Below are 18042 nucleotides of genomic sequence, written 5' to 3'. Positions count from 1 at the left end.
ATGGTTTTATGCAAGCACAAAAAACTATTAGTCGGTTAGTTTTTCAGAGTGTGCTTCTTTTTGATTTCTCTTTTACCCTCTTTTTATTTACTTTACTCTTTTACTGCGCCGAGGGTTACTCCATGGATGAAGTATTTCTGCAGGAAAGGATAGATACACAGGATCGGAACTGTTGAGAACATTACGATTGCAGCCTTTAAGGATGCTGAAAGTCCCGGTGATGAGAATCCTTCCTGAGTTGCTACCTCAACCTGATTTATATTGTTGATGATGTTGTACAAAAGAAGCTGCAGAGTATAGAATCTGTCATCTCTCATGTACATCAGTGCATCTGAATAACCATTCCATCTTCCTACCGCATAAAACAAGGCAAGTGTAGCCATAACTGGCTTTGAAAGCGGAAGATAAATAAGTACAAGGATCTTAAAAAATGTTGCTCCATCTATTTCTGCGGATTCTCTAAGGCTATCGGGTATGCCATAGAAAAAGCTTCTCATGATGATCATGTTATAAACGCTCATAACACCTGGAATAATAAGAACCAGTGGGTTACTGAGCAGGTGGAGCTTCTGCATCAGCAGGTAGTTAGGAATTGTTCCTGCATTAAAGAACATTGTGATGGTGATAAAAATGTTTATTGCTTTTCTTCCCTTAAGATTCTCAAAGATCAGAGGGAATGCACAAAGTGTTGTCATTGTAAGAGAAAGTATTGTGCATACAATTGTCAAAAATACTGTCCAAAAAAATGCTCTGATGTATTTTGGATCCTTAAGTACTGTTGAATAAGCGTTAAAGTTAAAGCCCTTAGGCAAAAGATATACTTCATTTCTTACCAAAAATTCTGTTCCACTGAGTGACTTGGCAAGAAGGTTCAGCATTGGGATGACGCACATTGCACTTACTAAAAGGCAAAATATCACAAACACCACATCCCATGCTCTGTCTGCATTTGATTTGATCTTCATTTTCGTTTGTTCCCCCTTACCATATTCCTCTCTCACCGAGTCTGCGAGAGATAAAGTTTGCCATCAGCAGGAAGAACACACCAACTACAGACTGGAATAGTCCAACCGCTGTGGTCAGAGAGAACTGAAGTCCTTTAATACCAACTCTATATACAAAGGTTGCAATAACATCAGCCACACGCATTACAAGGTTATTCTGGAATGCAAATGGTCTGTCAAATCCGCCGCCCAAGATATTTCCAAGGCTCATGATAAGAAGAACTACGATAGTAGGCTTGATTCCTGGAAGTGTAATATGCCATATCTTGCGGAATCTTCCAGCGCCATCTACTGCTGCAGCCTCATAAAGCTCAGGGTTAATACCTGCAATTGCTGCAAGATAAATGATGGAGCCCCATCCAAAGTTTTGCCAGATTCCAAAGCCAATGTAGCTTCCGATCCAGTGAGTAGCATCATTCAAAAAAGGAATAGCTTCGCCGCCAAAGTTCTTTATTATCATATTTACAAGACCATCGTTAGGAGCAAGGAGCTGGAGCGCCAAGCTGTAGATGATGACCCATGACAGGAAATGTGGCATGTAAGCAATTGTCTGAACTACCTTTTTAAATTTCACAAAACACAGTTCATTAAGAATAAGTGCAAAAATGATTGGTGCCGGGAAACCAAAGAAAAGATCCAAAAGATTCAGTGTAAGGGTGTTTCTAAGGGCATATTTGAAATCATTATTCTTAAATGCCGCAATGAAATACTCAAAACCATGATTGCCAGCAAGTGGAAGTTCCCACACACTCTTTACTAGACTGTACTTTTTAAATGCGATCTGCACATAGATCATTGGCGCGTACTTGAAAATTAGTAGATATGTCAAAGGCAGAAACAGCATAGCATATAACTGCCAGTACTTTTTCATGTAAACGCCAAATTTAACCTTTGACTTCTTCCCTGAATTATTAGCCATTACTCCTCCTTAAGGTTAAATAACAACCCCTATTTTTCATACAACTTTATAATACTGTCTAGGATTTATATATAAATACACAAAAGGATAGAATTATTTTGCAATTTCCGATATAATGTTGCACAACAATGATTGCGTTTGTCATTTTTTGTTTAGAGGTTTTGTACATAATCTAGTGAGGGAAACTTAAATATGAAAAAAGCTCTGGATTGCCCATATAGCATGATAGATCAGGAAATAATTTGTGAACACAAGACAGCACGCGTAACTCCGTCCGATATAAAAACTGTACATAATCACGATGGCTATGAGATTGTTCTTTTTCTTAAAGGGGATGTAAACATAATGATCGAGCCTGATATTTATCAGATGAAGCGCGGTGATATGTTTTTGGTAAGTCCTCTTGTCTTTCACGGGCTTGACCTTGAAGACATCAGCGGATACGAGCGAATTGTCATAAATGTCCAATATGAAACCCTGAAAAGATTAGGCGACGAAGACACAGACTTTTCCACAATCTTTAGAAGTAGTGATTCTCCAAATATGAATCATGTGCACATTCCTAATGACAAGCTTCAGGGTTTTATCGAAATTGCAGACAGGCTTGAGGCCGCTTTAAACAGCGATGAATTTGGCCACACCATCCTCTCCAGAGCCCTTCTAGTGGAATTTCTTATTATGACTAATAAGTTTTCCACAAGTTCCACGCATCAGAAAAAGAAAAGTCTTATGCCTTCAGTCGTATCAAGGATATTTGACTATATAGACTCCCACATAGAAGAAAATATCACTATTAAGGATATGTCAGAGGCTCTTCACTATAGCAGTGATCACTTAAGCCGTGTGTTCTCAGAAGCAACCGGAGATTCTCTAAAGCACTATATCAGTGGAAAAAAAATAGTTCTGGCGCAGAAACTACTACTCCAGAACTATCCACCTTATGATGTTTGTTTCATGGCAGGCTACAATAACTACTCCAGCTTTTCAAGACGTTTTTCCCAGCAGATAGGAATGTCTCCCAAGCAGTATCAGCTCGCCAACAAAGAGCCCTCTGTAATGCCCGATAAAATTGGTGCAAAACTCTGGGCATAACAAAGCTCTAATAAATTGGCCTGTTTTTTTCATCAGGGATTCCGCTCTTACGATAGAAGTAGGAATTAACCTGATCGCACCACTCATGGGCATTATTGACCTGCAGTTCAAATCTATGCATTACGCAGTTATATGTACGCTCAGGGACTTTTCCTTCAAAGCTCTTCCAGCTTTCTAAAAGTTCCTGGGCTTTACTATAACCTTCAAAGTGAACATCATAGATGTACTGTATAAGGCTCTGTCCGCTCTTAAGCTTCCAGGTGTATGGAATATGATGGAAGAAAAGAAGCAGGTTCTCAGGGCATGTCTTTGGGTCATTGTACATCTGAGCATTCTCTGGGTAATACTGCTGGGCATAGCCTGTTCCTTTATCTGTTCTGTCTACGCCAAGTCCAAGATGATCTGCTCTGTGATAAGTTCCCCACCTTGAATACTCGTAGCCATCAACGCTTGGGCCATAATGATCTCCAGGAGTTACCATCCATCCAATTCCAAGAGGACTTGTATACTTCTCATAAATCTCACGGGAATTAAGAAGCATATCTACCAGCTTATCCTCAAGCTCTTTTTCTAAATTAAAGGTGAGTTTAACCCACTCTCTTGCAATTTCTTCAGAGTCAAGGTCGGTATCGTAGGCAAGTCGTCCAAAGCCGTAAAGATTAGCAGCCGCAAGGTCGTTGCCAGTCCAGTTGTAGTCGTTACCAGTATTTATGACTGCAGCCATTCCAGCAAGGCTGTTGCCCATGGTCCTACCACTTACAACATCAGCAACTGTATCATTTTCCTCAGCGCAATAGGTCTTAAACTCCAGGATTTCTTTAAACATAGGGATCAAATAGCAAAGATCTATCTGATGTCCTGTGTACTCCTGAGCAATCTGAACCTCCAGCATCTGATTGGTCCTGGTAAGTCCACCAATGAGTGGAGATATGGGCTCTCTTATCTGGAAGTCCATTGGTCCATTCTTTATCTGAAGTATGACGTTGTCATGATACTCTCCATCAAGTCCCTTGAAGTAGTCATATCCAGCCCTTGCCCTGTCAGTCTTGGTATCGCGCCAGTCCTGAGTGCAGTTATATACAAAGCATCTCCAGATTATGATGCCGCCATAAGGAGCAATAATGTCTCCCAGCATATTTGCGCCATCTGCCTGAGTTCTTCCGTAGGTAAAAGGTCCGGGTCTTCCCTCAGAGTCTGCCTTAACAAGGAAGCCTCCAAGCTCAGGAAGGTGTTCATATACCTCTTTTATCTTATTTTTCCACCACTCGGTAACTTCTTTATCCAGCGGGTCGCATATAGAAAGCCCTCCAATTTCAATAGGAGATGCAAAATTAAGTGAAAGATATAGCTTGATCCCATAATCTCCAAATATATCAGAAAGCTCTTTTACCTTGTCAAAAAATCTAGTGGTGATAAGGTCAGATGCTGCCCATTTAACATTTACATTATTGATGACAACACCATTTATACCAATACTGGCCATGAATCTTGCATAGTCAACAGTTCTCTCGTTAATTACAATATCATCGTTCTCATAGAAAAAAGATCTGCCTGAATAGCCTCTCTCTATGCTGCCATCCATGTTATCCCAGTGATCCATCATTCTAAAAGGATTAGATGGTGTCTTTATAGCGCACAAGTTATCAAGGTCCTCACCCATGAGCATGCTTCTGATAATATGGAACGCTCCGTAAAGTGCACCATTTTCATCTGCAGAAGAAACTACAAGTTCAGTAGTATCAGCGTCTACCTTTCTGTTATCGCTTCCGCCTATAACACCGCAAGCGCTATAGCCTTCCTTTTTGATCTCATCATTCCTGACAAAAGAGATCACTATCTTCTTGTCAGTATCTGCAAAAGCCTTATTTAGCTCTTTAACAGCGCTTTTAATAACGCGATTTTCAGGATCAAAACCTTCAAAATCTATTTTAAGTTTGTCTTCCTCTGCATTTTTTGCAGCGCCTTTTTTTGCTTCATAATCAAGCCACAACTGTGACCATTTTTTATCGCCCATAACTATCTTCTCCTAATATTTCCAAAATATAAGCGTTATTATTTTAATATGAATGTTTTCGTCTCAACTATTCATTTTCCGACAATTAATGATAAAATTACTACAACTTTTACTTAGTTTACGTAAGGAGCACCAATGATCAACGATATCAACGCGCAGTCAAGAGAACATATCTTTTACGATACCTTAAAGGGCGTCTTGTTATATCACAATGACCTGGCCAATTATCCACTCCACTGGCACAACGAAGTGGAGCTTATATTGGTTTTATCAGGTTCTCTTAAGGTTAAGTTTCACAATGACTCTTCTGCTGTCGTAAACTGTATGCCTGGCGATATTATGCTGATCGCACCAGGTACACTCCATGAATATATATCAGATACCCCAGGAGGAGAAAAGCTTATTCTCCTGTTTGATCTTGCAAACTATTCACAGGTTTCATCATTGATACCGCTCATAAAGGGTCTTCCACCCTATACGCATATCAGTCAGAATCTGTATCCGGTTGAAGTTGCTCGTCTTCAGAATTATTTCTGGGAAATTGACAGGCTCTATGGCCAGCAGGATGAATTCCTTCAGATTTCTGTTTATTCCCTGGTATCTCTGATCCTTGCCCAGATAGGCAGCATGCATCTTAACAATGCCGTCGCAGGCAAGGATACACCAGATAACCAGCGCAAGAATATCGATAAACTTGTTGAAGTCACCAACTACATCGACTCTCACCGCTCTGATGATCTTACAGTTGAGCAGCTGGCTGACCTTGCAGGATTCTCCAAGTTCCACTTCGAGAGACTCTTTAAGGCTTACATGGGAATCTCCTGCTATCAGTATATTACCAAACGCCGTGTTCTCATGGCCCAGGAGCTTTTAGGTGACACAGACCTGTCCGTTATGGACATAGCCCTTCAGTCCGGCTTCTTTAGTCTGTCCACCTTTAACCGCGTATTCAAGGATATAAATAAATGCTCTCCCACAGAATACCGTAAGCTCTACAGGACCGGAGCAGATCTTATTTCAAAAACCTAAATGAATCAAAGTCAAAGTCACTTCCTGGAAGGAACACAAAGGTAATGTCCCATTTTCCTTTTCTTTCTCCTATCTGGAAAGTGACTTCTTTATATTCAGAGCTTTGTGGGAACTCCAGGATTTCCTTTATCTCTGTGCCAGCTTCGTCATATGTTTCCATCGCACCTGTATCACCAGTTTCGGCGCTGGCATTTTCATTTATCTTAACAAGTCTCAAATGAATTGTATTGGCTGCTGCCCTGGCTCTTCCACAGATTGTGACTTTTCTTGTTCCCTCTGCTCCAAAATCTATGTCATCAAAGCCTACCGTTACGTTATTGCCAATTCCCTCAACAGTATTTTTTGTCCTTGTAAAGGTATCTCCGTAAATTGAATCAGCATCCAGGGCTCTTATCTTCGTAAATGCCCTAAGCTGCCTTTCAAAAGAAAAGCCCTTTATATGGAATTTGTTAAATGCCTTAAAGCTTATAGTCTGAACTCCCGTAAGCCTCTCTGAGAGTTTCCAGCTATCCTCCTGATATACATTCCAGATAGATTTTTTCTGATAAACTGCCGCCTTTAAGAGTGTCGCGCCATCCTCACCAGGAATACCCTTCCAGATTTCTATATCATAAGCATCGTCATTTAAGGTAAAGATAGGAACAGTGATCACATCAGATCCCTCTTTTCCAAAATCGATGCCTGCATAGGTTATAACAGTCTCCTCTCCTTTGGCAGAGGCTACACCAAACTCGTTGCCGCTTCCAACAAGGCCAATATATGAGGTATAAAGACTTCCAGGAATAAATCCATAAGGATCCAGGAATGCTGCCCCAAGCCCAGTAACCTCAAATTCAAGGCAGGACATGACAGCTACAGTATCTCTTCCATTTGACGCTTCGTATCTTAAGGTAAAAGAACCATCTCCAAGAGCTGTTATCTGGCACATACCGCTTTCTTCATCTATTACGCTGATCTTAGCTATATTAGTTTCAGTTCCGTTTTTATTTAGAGCTCTGAAAACAAGCTTCTTATCCGTAGCATCTGCAGGATAAACCTTAGCCTGAACTATGGCAGTCTTAGTATCACTATTTAAAGACCTTGTGCCCTCTTTTACAGTAAGCTCAACCTTTCTTACTGGAACTGTGGATGCTTTCTTAACTTCAATCTTCACGTTATCCACAGGACCCTCAGGCAGAACTATAGCAAGAAGTTTGCCATTAAAGAGTTTTCTGGTAGCTGCCTTGTAGCTGTCATAATCAGTACTGTCGCCGTTATCAAGGCCTATGAGTCTTCCACCAGACACAGCTACATCCACATAGTCAGATGCATTCTCTACAGGGTTTCCGTCCTTATCAATTGCACTTATTTCTGCAAATACAAGCTGTGCATCGGCAAAAGATCCCTCGCGATAGCAACTCTTATCAGATTTGCCGCATCCAAAGCCGGCTAATCTATCATCAATCTCAACCACGAACTTATCTGTATCCCCAAAGGACTTGTGGATATCTTTTGCTACTTCTTTTCCCGAAGCGTCATAGCAGATAGCTGTGATCTCGCCCTTTTCATAGGGCACTTTATAGTCTGCAAAAATCTTGTTGCCACTGTGAGGCTTATGTGTCAGTTCCTGTCTTCCAAGGCTCTTTCCATTTACGAAAAGTTCAACCTCAGGGCAGTTACTACAAACTCTCACATCAATAAGCTGACCTTCATTGAAATCCCAATATGGGAACACATGGACAAAGGGATCCTTGTCAGGGCTAACCCAGGCGGATTTCCAGGCATAAAAGGCGTCCTTATAAAAGCCTGCTGTATCAATAAGTCCAAAATAAGAATTCTTGGTATGGTAAGGTGTTGGCTCTCCTATGTAGTCATAACCTGTCCATATAAACTGTCCCATGGAAAACTCCATGTCTCTGTCCTTGCAGATACAGTTTTCTATGCTGTCAGCTCCCCAGCTGGTTGTGCTGTTTCCAAGAGATGAACACTGCTCATCTGTATCTGATAAAATAGGCGCAGAAAGAGGGAAATGATAAACGCCTCTACTCTGAACGATAGAGTAGGTCTCACTTCCGTAGATAACCCAGTCAGGATGCGCCTTGTGATGCTCTTCATAATAGTTTTCTGCATAGTTATAGCCTGCAACCTTAAGGATATCCGCGCACTTCTGAGCCATCTCCCAAGGCATATAGTTTGAGCCTATTGTTGCTCTTGCATTCTTTAAAGGATCATGCTTTTCCACAAGACTCTTTAGATCTCTTGTAACTTCCTGGCCTCTTTCGCTGGAATGTGTATCGTAAATCTCATTACCAATACTCCACATTATTACAGAAGGGTGGTTTCTATCTCTTCTAACCCAGCTGGCCACATCTTTGTCATGCCATTTTGGGAAAAATCTTGCATAGTCAAATTCCGTCTTGGCACCTTCCCACATATCAAAAGCTTCTGAGATCAAAAGAAATCCCATCTCATCAGCAAGTGCAATCACATGAGGATCATACATATTGTGAGTAAGCCTTATAGCATTTACTCCCATTTCACGCAGCTGAATAAGCCTTCTGCGCATAGCAGAGTTATTGTAGGCTGACCCTAATGCTCCAAGGTCATGGTGAAGGCATACACCATTTAACTTCATGTTTCTGCCATTTAGGAAAAAGCCCTTCTGCGGGTCCATGCGGACATCTCTAAAGCCTATCTTGATTTCTTCTGTCTGAATAGTTATTCCTTCTGATGACTGTAGTTCAACCCTCAGAGTGTAAAGGTGAGGCTCCTCTATATTCCACTCAGATACGCCCTTTACATTGTAAATTCCCACTTGAATGTCCGAAGCTTTATCCACATCTGCAGGTCTATTGACGCTTTCTATAGTAGTTGGAAGGAGATCTGCAAGTAGTTCGTCATTGTCGCAGGCTTCAAGAGTAATTTCTTTTCCCTCAGAATCAAAAAGAGAATAGCGCACCGATGCCTTCTCATTGTCTGCAGAGCAGATTTCTGAAGTTACGATCATTTTATAATCACAAAGACCTGTTTCCTGACTCTCTGCGTCTGGCAGCTTCTGGCTGTGAACATATATACCATTTTCAGGAATATAGGTCTTTTCATAGTCACAGATCCATACATTTCTGTATATTCCCGCTCCTGAATACCACCTTGTATTTGGGAATTTGCATCTTGCGGCCACAACTATTTCATTAAGTCCTGTCCTTACAAACTCCGATATTCCAAGGATAAACTGTGAGTATCCATACTTCCACTCACCAGCGATGTGGCCGTTTATATAGACAAGGCTATCCATATAGATCCCGTCAAAGATAAGAAAAAGTTCTTTTGACAGATCCTTCTCTGTTAGCTCAAAGCTCTTTTTGTACCATCCTGTACTGTCCCTATAAAGGTTCTTAGGATCAGTTATCATATAGTCATGGGGAATTACCACATCTTCAAATTCTGAAACATGGCTCATAGCCTCCTCGTAACTTACTCCATATTCTGATTCCCAAAACTTCCATCCGCTGGTAAATAGTTTCTTCATTCCTGCCCTTTCCAAAGCTCTTACTCAAGCTGGTCTTTTGCTTTTTTTATCCTCGTCGTTTCCTGTTCCTTCTATAATTTCCAGAAATGGTCCCATAGGTATTTCTGTCTCGTTTGTTATAAGTCCCCCGCTGTAGGTGTTATCGCAACACCACATTATCTCTTTGGCCTCTTCATAGGCCTCTTCGTTCTCGATGTAAACTAGTAATCCCCCGTTGTCTGTATCGATTATCACTTTTGATTGTACCTTTTCTTTCTTAGTAATTACAAATAAATCTGTTATTTCTGTTCCTTTTCCGGCATCCATGACCTTGAGGCCACCCGCATGAGATAGCTTCACTTCTATGGCCTTTTTGCCATTTCTATCTACTTTCTTTTGGGCACTTACAACTTCAGGTCCCATATACTCGCCGTTATAACCATATTTAAGATGTGATGCCCAAAGAGCCAGCCTCTTTCCAATAGGCTCTTTTGTAACAGGATGAAGATCATTATCTTCGCCAAGTCCCAATGTCACAACAAGTCCCGTTCCCGGAATATCAAGAATCTTTCGCTGGGTTAGCCTGAACCTTCCCCAGTCATCATCTACAGGGCAGTCAATTGTAAAGTTTGGAAGCTGAACCCCGATAAAGGGCAGGTTTTCTTCATTCCAAAGCTTTCTGTAGCCTTCTATCTGACGCTTTGTCAGCTCATTGTAGTCATAGCCGTCCTCTACGTTGGACTCACCCTGATACCATATCACTCCATCTATCGGGAAATTATGGCAAGGGTATGTCATGGCGTTATAAAGGCCTGTAGACTTCCAGTTAATAAAATCTGTAGGAGGGATCATGTCACACTTTGCGCCAATCCTGTATTTCCAGTGTTTGTCCCAATTCTCAGTTGTCTGACCATCAAAGCTATCAAGTCTCACTGAGCATTTATCATTAAAAATCTTGTAATCCTTACCAGGAGTAAATCTTCCAAGACCTGTTTCTACACATACTCTTATGACTATTGTGTTATCTTTTTCCCTGGTAAGACCTTCTGGAATATCATATTTGCGTGGCGGATACTGATAAGGAGTATCTCCGACTCTCTGTCCGTTAACAAATACCACATCATTATCAACAATTGTTCCCAGGAAAAGACGAGCCTTCTGCCCTGCAAGTTCCTTGGGAAGGTCGAATTTTCTTCTAAACCAAACACTTCCTATAAAGCCTTCAAGCTCTGTTCCCTTGAAAAATGATGGAATTGCAAATTCTTTCCACTGATCATCAATATCATCGCTGCCATCCCAGGCTTCCCAGTGCTCGCTTATGCCAAGATCTGTCTCATAAAGATTCTTCCTCCAGGCATCGCCATTTTCCATGTTGCTCTTTGCAACCTGTTTCCTGAATTCTGCATCAGAATACTTGTCTGCCTCTGCTAAAAGCTCATCATAGCCCTCAAGCATTTCTCTTCCCATCCAGGAAGAAATCCTGGAGCCACCAAGACTTGCGTTTATAAAACCAATAGTTTGTCCTGTAATGTCCTGAAGATTCCTGGCAAAAAAGTAAGCTGTAGCAGAGAAATTTATGATTGTCTCTTTATTGACACTAGTCCAGCTTCCTGAGTTAAGCTCCTCAAGCGGGCCTTCAAAGCTACTGTCTTCTATGATCTTGAAGGTTCTGATCATGTTGTTATCTGCAATTTCCAAAAGTTCTGGATATTTATCTTTTACCCTGTTTACCGGAAGCTCCATGTTGGACTGGCCTGTGCAGAACCACACCAGACCTATCATAACATCATTTATGATAATGGTCTCTCCTCTGTCATCAGAAACCACCAGATTATATGGGCCGCCGCTTTCACGGGCTGGAAGATAAATATCAAATCTGCCATTATCTGCGCAGCTGATACTGGCTGAACTTAAAATATTTTCCTCAGATATACTATCCTTTATTTTCTCCCTAAGAGAAACTGTTATCTGAGCATTCTTTTCATCCCATCCCCAGATATGTATTGCCTTTCTGCGCTGAAGAACCACTCCATCAGACAAAAGACGAGGTAAAATAAGTTTTGACATTGAACAGACTCCTTATTTTTCAGATTATTTTTTATTATACAAAGCCCCTTTTCATTTCTCCGCGTATATAATGCGGGTATTTTATCAATTCATGCCTTTTAATCTGCTATAATATTTCTGTACATTTGTTTCTTGTTGTCCGGAATCCGATTGGGGGAGGAATCACCATGACAAGTAATCTTACTATTGGGGAAATAGTTCTACTCAACAACCTTATGTACTGCGAACAGCTGGGGGAACCTGATGGCACCTTTGCTTCAGACGTCTGGAATGGTAAAACTGTTGGTGACTACATAAATTCTGTACTATTCAACGCTTCCAAAATAAAAGATGATCACGAATACAGTACCGGCGTTACAGGCGCTGAGTACAAAGAGATCCTGTGGGCAATAAGGCCAAACGAACACCTAAAAAGCCTCATAGTCCGCGACTCTCATAGGGAAGATATTTCTGCAGGTGAAAGCCGAAGTGCCTATTTGTTCGACCCTTCCTGTAATGAAGCTGTTATTGTTTTTAAAGGAACTCAGGGAGATGCTGAATGGATTGACAATGTATCCGGGCTTTATCAGGTACCAACTGCATTTCAGGAAAATGCCTTAAAATGGTTCCAGTCCCTTGACCTCAGCGATTGCCAGTGCATCACTGTCACAGGCCACTCCAAGGGCGGTAATAAATCAAAGTTTATTACTATAATGGATGACAGGGTTGATAACTGCTATTCCTTTGATGGTCAGGGATTTTCTGATGAATTTATAGAAAAATACGCCTCCAACATAATAAGGAATCAGGGCAAAATTCTTAATATCATTGCCCAGAGCGATTTTGTAAATATTCTTCTAAATGACGTTGGTAAAAGACAATTCTATCTGGGAACAAACTTTGGAAGAATGGGTTTTGCCGAAAACCACTGCGCAAATGCTATTCTCTTTTACGATGACTTTGGGGGAATGAGCGTTTGGAAGGCAGATTCCCAGGATCCCAAAATGGCAGATCTTGATATCATGCTAAACAGCTTTATAAGGTCCACCAGAATGTCCACAAGAGAAGGCGTTGCCAAGATGCTGGGGGCAGTTATCGTATGCGCTGAGCATGGGGATACAAATGGCCTTATAAATATCTTTTCCGACGAGCAGCATTCAGATAGCGCAGCCAAACTTGTTGCGTATATCCTGAGGTATAAACAGGAAAAGCCAAAGATGGTACAATCTGTAAGAGAGATATTAAAGCAAAACGGATTCAACACTGGAATCCTTGGCCTTATAAATTTTGTCACCAACTATGATCTTTTGATGGAGCTTATTGGCAAGCAGCCAAGTGCCGTTATATCTCTTCTTAAAATGAATCACGTAAACGACTCAGTTGTAACCTTCCTAAACAAGCATATGGAGCTCTTTGATTTCCTGGTTCGTACAGCCAAGTACATGCGCAAGGTTGATCCCAACAAATATAGCGGCGAAGATTTAAAGGCTGAGGATGTAGGAACATTTATCGGCAGAAGAAAAAAAGTCTTCATATCCAGAAGGATGCTCATCAGGATCGCTATTATTGCTGCTATAATAGCCATCATCATCCTATGCGTGGTCATTTTCTAGAATTTTAACATTGTATTTTTACTAGATTGGAGTTTTATTATGTCTATCAGTGCTTACTTAAACCCAAACTTTACCTTGGGGAAAAAACTAATTTTTCTTCTTATTACTTTCATCGGAGTAGGTATAAGTATTGGAATCATCTACCTTTCAGCCAGTCTCGTATTAAACAAAAAGCTTCATGGCAAAAGCCGTGAAATAGCTATGGACCTTGCCTTTGTGGACAAGGTCCAGCGCTTTTTTGAAATGCTGATTGCAGGAGTTTCCGTTCTATCCTTTTCTTGCTCCTATGTCATTATCAATCACATCTATACCCTTGCCCAGTCAGGTGCCGCCGGCAAACTCACCAGCACTGAGCACATGCTCTTTGACATGTGGTCTGAGGGTAAGGATTTTCTGCTTCTTCTCCTTATTTTGATGTCATGCGTTATCAACACTCTTCTGGACACTTTTATAATCCCACTAAAAAAGATCACAAGAGAAGAAAAAGCTACAATTCGCATGCTAGCTATGTTCTACGTCATTGTGATCTTAATGTACTTAAATACTATTGGTGATGAAAGCCAGTACAGCCCAGTTATGATGTACTACTTTGGTCTTATGATAGGTAGATTCGTCTATTTCGACGCATCCTTTAAGGACTTTTTGGTTGCCCTTAAGAATATGTTCTTCAACCTTCCCTACATGGCTCTCACCCTGATACTTATAGGCCTTTTAAATCTCTTTGGCTTTAATATGGGATACCTTCTTGAGCGAAACTACTACATAGTTGGTATCTTTTATACACACCTGTTCCTCATCGTGTGCATTTTTGTTGTGCACGTTGTATGGATGATTGCTGGCACCAGAAATGGACCTGTGGTGACGGAGTCATAGGGCTATTTTCAGTTCATACAATCTTATTGAATGTCTCAGCAAGTGCAGGATAAATAGTCTTGAACTGCTGATATCTTGCTTCATACTTCTTAACAAGCTCTGGATCTGGCTTCTCTGTCTTATCAACCTTAACAATTGCAGCTGCTGCATCTTCTACAGTCTTGTAAGCTCCGCAGGCTACCATTGCAAGCATAGCGCCTCCCATACCAGGGCCTTCCTCGCAAACAGGAACGTCAACCTCTACATTAAGGATGTTTGCGATCATCTTTCTCCAGAGAGGGCTCTTAGCACCGCCGCCACAGATCATTGTTCTAGAAGGAGCAACTCCAATAGATTTTGCTACCTCGAACATATCTCTAGTTGCAAATGCAACGCCTTCAAGTACAGCCTGTGTCATATCCTCTCTTGTTGTATCCATTGTGATACCTGTAAAAGTAGCACGTGCATTAGGATTATTCCAAGGTGATCTCTCACCCATAAGATATGGCAGGAAGAATACGTGGTTCTCGCCAAGCTTCTCGATTCCCTTCTGCTCTGCAGCATAATCCTTGGTCTTAAGAATTTCATCATTCCACCACTTGTTACAGCTGGCTGCACTGAGCATGCATCCCATAAGATGGAACTTGCCATCAGCGTGGTCAAATGAATGAAGAGCATTGTTACTGTCTACAGCAAATGAGTCTGAAGACATGAAGATTGTTCCACTTGTTCCAAGAGAAACATTACATTTATTAGGTCCAACTGTGCCTGTTCCAACAGCTGCGGCTGCGTTGTCACCAGCACCTGCGGCAATAACAACATTCTCAGAAAGTCCAAGCTCTTTTGCAAGCTCTGCCTTAAGTGTTCCAACCTTCTCAAAACTCTCAAAGAGCTGAGGAAGCATATCTTCTGTAATTCCGCAGATATCACACATCTCTTTTGACCACTTGCGGTTCTGAACATCAAGCAACAGCATTCCTGAAGCATCAGAATAATCTGTGCAGAAGGTTCCTGAAAGCTTATATGCAAGATAATCCTTAGGAAGCATTATCTTTTTGATCTTCTTGAAATTCTCAGGCTCATTTTCTTTTACCCAAAGAATCTTTGGAGCTGTAAATCCTGCAAAGGCGATATTTGCAGTGTATTTGGAAAGTGTCTCTTTTCCAATCTCTCCGTTAAGGTAATCTACCTGTTTCTGAGTTCTTCCATCATTCCACAAAATAGCAGGTCTTAAAACGTTGTCATTTTCATCAAGAATTACAAGGCCGTGCATCTGGCCACCAAAGCTGATACCTGCAACCTGTGACTTGTCAGCATCCTTCAATAACTCCTTGAGTCCCTCGATTGCCTGGGCATACCAGTCCTCAGGTTTCTGCTCTGACCAGCCTGGCTGTGGGAAAAATAAAGGATATTCCCTTGTTACTGTTCCATGGATCTTGCCTGTTTCATCCATAAGCACAAGCTTAACAGATGATGTCCCCAAATCTACACCAATGTATAACATTTATGTACCTCCTCGCATATGATAAATATACATTATTTTACATATTTTGCTTCTTATGCGCACTCCGTTTGTTGCTATTTACTACTTGATTATTGTTACTTGATCCTTATGTCAGTAATAGCCACCATATCTCCGGAAAGAGCTGCATAAACCTTGTCTCCGCCATCAACTACAGTGGTAATATTTTGGATCTCTATGCCCATATTTGTTGTCTTAAGCGACAGAGTATTTCCTTTGTAATGTAATTCAACCTCATACTCTAAGCCTGCCTTATTTGTTTTCTTCCATGCATCCCATCCAGGGAATTCTTCAAGCTTTCTCATGGTAAAACTATTTCTGGCATAAAGGTCGTTTTTATCTATCTCACCATTTAGCTTTATAAGTGCATATTCCCTGTAACCAGGGCCACTGACCTTTCCATCTTCTGAATAATAAAGTACAATCGACGGACAGTGCCACACAAGATTCGATGCAGGAAGAGACATGCTGTGGAAAGCAATCTCCATAAATCCATCTATCTCAACCCCTTCAGTATAAGCAGATCTATAGCTGTCAATCTGAACATTAGGGATGTCTGATTCCATGCGCTGAATATAGCTGACCATATCAGCAATCCTTGTAATATCTCCCTCAGTAGTTTCCTCATCTGATCTGTCAACAGTGATATTGCTTATATAGCAGTTCTCACCCGTTATTGCTATTGCAGCAAACTTAGAACTATCAGGTAACGCTATCGTCACATCTATATCCTTTTTGCCATCTGTCATGCTGATCTTCACATGATCCTCATATCTTGTGGCAAAAATTACATACTTTCCGCTTTCCCAGTCAGAACTATCCTCTGAAATATCTTCTACAAAAGCCTCCATGTTCCTTGCTTCTGTAGAAACATAATGTCCATCAAACCACACTTCACCATACTCAGTATACTTGTAGGCATCTATAGATCTGGGATTTGTATGTATCCTTCTGTCATAGGAATCAAATACGATTATTGAAGGCGCGCTAAAATCGCTATCCTTATTCTTTCTAGGTTCAGCAAAAAAGCTGATGCTAACTGGTGAATTGGCTATAAGTATGCCTTTCGTTATCTTATCTCTATAGGCTGAGCACAGAATTGCCTTCTCTATCTCATCCTCTGACTCTTTCTCTGTCAGAGCCTGCTCTGCTGCCATTCTGTCCATAATTTCAACCATAATATCCGTAAATACAGGATCAAGCGTAGTTCCCGATGCCTTTATCAGTTCCTCTCTCACAATGGGTTCCGGGAGAGGATTACTAAACTTACTCCGTGTGGTCATTGAATCATAAGCATCTACAACAGCCATGATCCTTGCTACCTCTGGAATAGCCTCACCTTTAAGCCCCTCCGGGAAGCCTGATCCATCATACTTTTCATAGGCGTATCTGGCTGCTACTGCCAGTATCGGGTACTCTCTGATATTTGATAATATCTCTTCACTGTAGATAGGTGCCCTCTTAAATACTTCGTATTGTTCAGGGGACAGCTTATTGGCATTTTCTATGATTCCATCAGGAATTCCCATTACTCCTACGTTGTGTAAAAGAGCTGAATAATAAATCTCATCAATCTCATCGTTGTTCTTACCTGCTGCTTTTGCTATTCTTCCTGCCATTTCTGCCGCCTTGGCGGAGTGACCTTTAGGAAAAGCATCCTTCATCTCCATTGCTGCAACAAAAGCAGTCGCAGTCTGGTCAAACAGCCTTTTCATACTCTTTTTATCTTCTTCAAGAGCCTGCATCTCTATCTCATGGGCGTGAAGAACAGTTGCGTTTACGTCCAAATAAGTAAATACGTACAGGAAGATTGAAACCATCACCATAGCCATATTTACTATTGAAATTCCATAAGTAAATATTTGTAGTATTCCCACAGCCACAGGGAACATAAGATATATTACAAGTGCTGTATATATGATCTTGCTAAAATATCTTTTATATTGTCTTACGACAGAGAAGAGAATAAAGGGACATACAACCGGAACAATATAGCTTATAAGAAATCCTGGGCCTCTGTGATAAACATTCATACTGTCAAAACTATAATACAGCCCTGTAAAAGCAGCTATAACAGCCAGGGCCATTCCAATTATGGATAATAGTGCAACCAGGCGAAGTCTCTTTGGTATCTTCTCGAGCTTGCCCTCTTCTGTTAAAAGATCTGTCAGATACAGGTTGAATCCAAATACAACTGCAGATGTCAAGAAGAAAACTACGAAGTTGCTGACTCTGACCATTACAAGACCAGTCCTTGTTACATTACCGCTATACATATAGGCCTGTCTGTCAAACATAAGAAGGGAGGTGGCTACAAGCTCCATCATTACAAGGATCCATTTTCTCCTTTTTGAAAGAAACTTGGTAATGACAAGCAGCAATGCCATAGTAAAACAGACCGCGCTAAGTGCCAGCATAATATCAAGTTGATGAGTTCTAATAAAATCAAACATCAATCTGCTCC

At 41.0% G+C, this 18042-nt stretch carries 11 protein-coding genes; 4 read left to right on the top strand and 7 right to left on the bottom strand.

The window, feature by feature from the left end; all coding sequences use genetic code 11:
* Nucleotides 1-92: 92 nt before the first annotated feature.
* Both BLO53_RS08335 and BLO53_RS08330 read right to left on the bottom strand, forming a co-directional pair.
* Entirely contained in the window at nt 93-965 is an 873-nt protein-coding gene (locus BLO53_RS08335) for a carbohydrate ABC transporter permease (protein WP_092060479.1), read from the bottom strand.
* A gap of 16 nt (nt 966-981) precedes the next feature.
* A complete protein-coding gene (locus tag BLO53_RS08330; RefSeq protein WP_092060477.1) occupies nt 982-1923 on the bottom strand; it encodes an ABC transporter permease in 942 nt (313 codons plus the stop codon).
* Between the two features lie 192 nt (nt 1924-2115).
* Between BLO53_RS08330 and BLO53_RS08325 the strand changes: the two genes are divergently transcribed.
* Entirely contained in the window at nt 2116-3015 is a 900-nt protein-coding gene (locus tag BLO53_RS08325) for a helix-turn-helix domain-containing protein (RefSeq protein WP_092060474.1), read from the top strand.
* 7 nt (nt 3016-3022) lie between these two features.
* On the opposite strand, the gene BLO53_RS08320 is transcribed toward BLO53_RS08325, so the two are convergent.
* Nucleotides 3023-5029, bottom strand: a complete 2007-nt coding sequence (locus BLO53_RS08320) for an alpha-glucuronidase (protein ID WP_092060472.1) — start codon at nt 5027-5029, stop codon at nt 3023-3025.
* A 135-nt stretch (nt 5030-5164) separates the two neighbouring features.
* Here BLO53_RS08320 and BLO53_RS08315 point away from each other — a divergent pair, with 135 nt between their 5' ends.
* Nucleotides 5165-6058: an AraC family transcriptional regulator gene (locus tag BLO53_RS08315; protein ID WP_092060470.1), complete on the top strand. Its 894-nt coding sequence runs from the start codon at nt 5165-5167 to the stop codon at nt 6056-6058.
* On the opposite strand, the gene BLO53_RS08310 is transcribed toward BLO53_RS08315, so the two are convergent.
* Both BLO53_RS08310 and BLO53_RS08305 read right to left on the bottom strand, forming a co-directional pair.
* The gene (locus BLO53_RS08310; RefSeq protein ID WP_092060468.1) at nt 6042-9566 is read right to left on the bottom strand and encodes a DUF4982 domain-containing protein; all 3525 of its coding nucleotides are present in this window, start codon (nt 9564-9566) and stop codon (nt 6042-6044) included. The genes BLO53_RS08315 and BLO53_RS08310 overlap by 17 nt on opposite strands.
* Nucleotides 9567-9590: 24 nt before the next feature.
* Entirely contained in the window at nt 9591-11612 is a 2022-nt protein-coding gene (locus tag BLO53_RS08305) for a sialate O-acetylesterase (protein WP_092060466.1), read from the bottom strand.
* Between the two features lie 167 nt (nt 11613-11779).
* Here BLO53_RS08305 and BLO53_RS08300 point away from each other — a divergent pair, with 167 nt between their 5' ends.
* Nucleotides 11780-13204 carry an Mbeg1-like protein gene (locus BLO53_RS08300; protein WP_092060464.1) on the top strand — a complete coding sequence of 475 codons (1425 nt, stop codon included), beginning with the start codon at nt 11780-11782 and terminating at the stop codon, nt 13202-13204.
* Between the two features lie 39 nt (nt 13205-13243).
* The gene (locus BLO53_RS08295; RefSeq protein WP_092060462.1) at nt 13244-14077 is read left to right on the top strand and encodes a hypothetical protein; all 834 of its coding nucleotides are present in this window, start codon (nt 13244-13246) and stop codon (nt 14075-14077) included.
* A 13-nt stretch (nt 14078-14090) separates the two neighbouring features.
* Here BLO53_RS08295 and xylB read toward each other — a convergent pair whose 3' ends face one another.
* Together xylB and BLO53_RS08285 are read right to left on the bottom strand one after the other, a co-directional pair.
* Nucleotides 14091-15560: a xylulokinase gene (xylB, locus tag BLO53_RS08290; RefSeq protein ID WP_092060460.1), complete on the bottom strand. Its 1470-nt coding sequence runs from the start codon at nt 15558-15560 to the stop codon at nt 14091-14093.
* Nucleotides 15561-15655: 95 nt separating this feature from the next.
* Complete coding sequence (locus BLO53_RS08285) at nt 15656-18031, bottom strand: HD-GYP domain-containing protein (RefSeq protein WP_092060458.1); 2376 nt, start codon at nt 18029-18031, stop codon at nt 15656-15658.
* Between the last annotated feature and the right edge of the window lie 11 nt (nt 18032-18042).

Origin of the sequence: Butyrivibrio sp. INlla14, assembly GCF_900102515.1 — a bacterium.
GTDB lineage: Bacteria > Bacillota > Clostridia > Lachnospirales > Lachnospiraceae > Butyrivibrio.
Note: the sequence above shows the minus strand (reverse complement) of the source record. Positions and strands in the feature narration are given on the sequence as shown.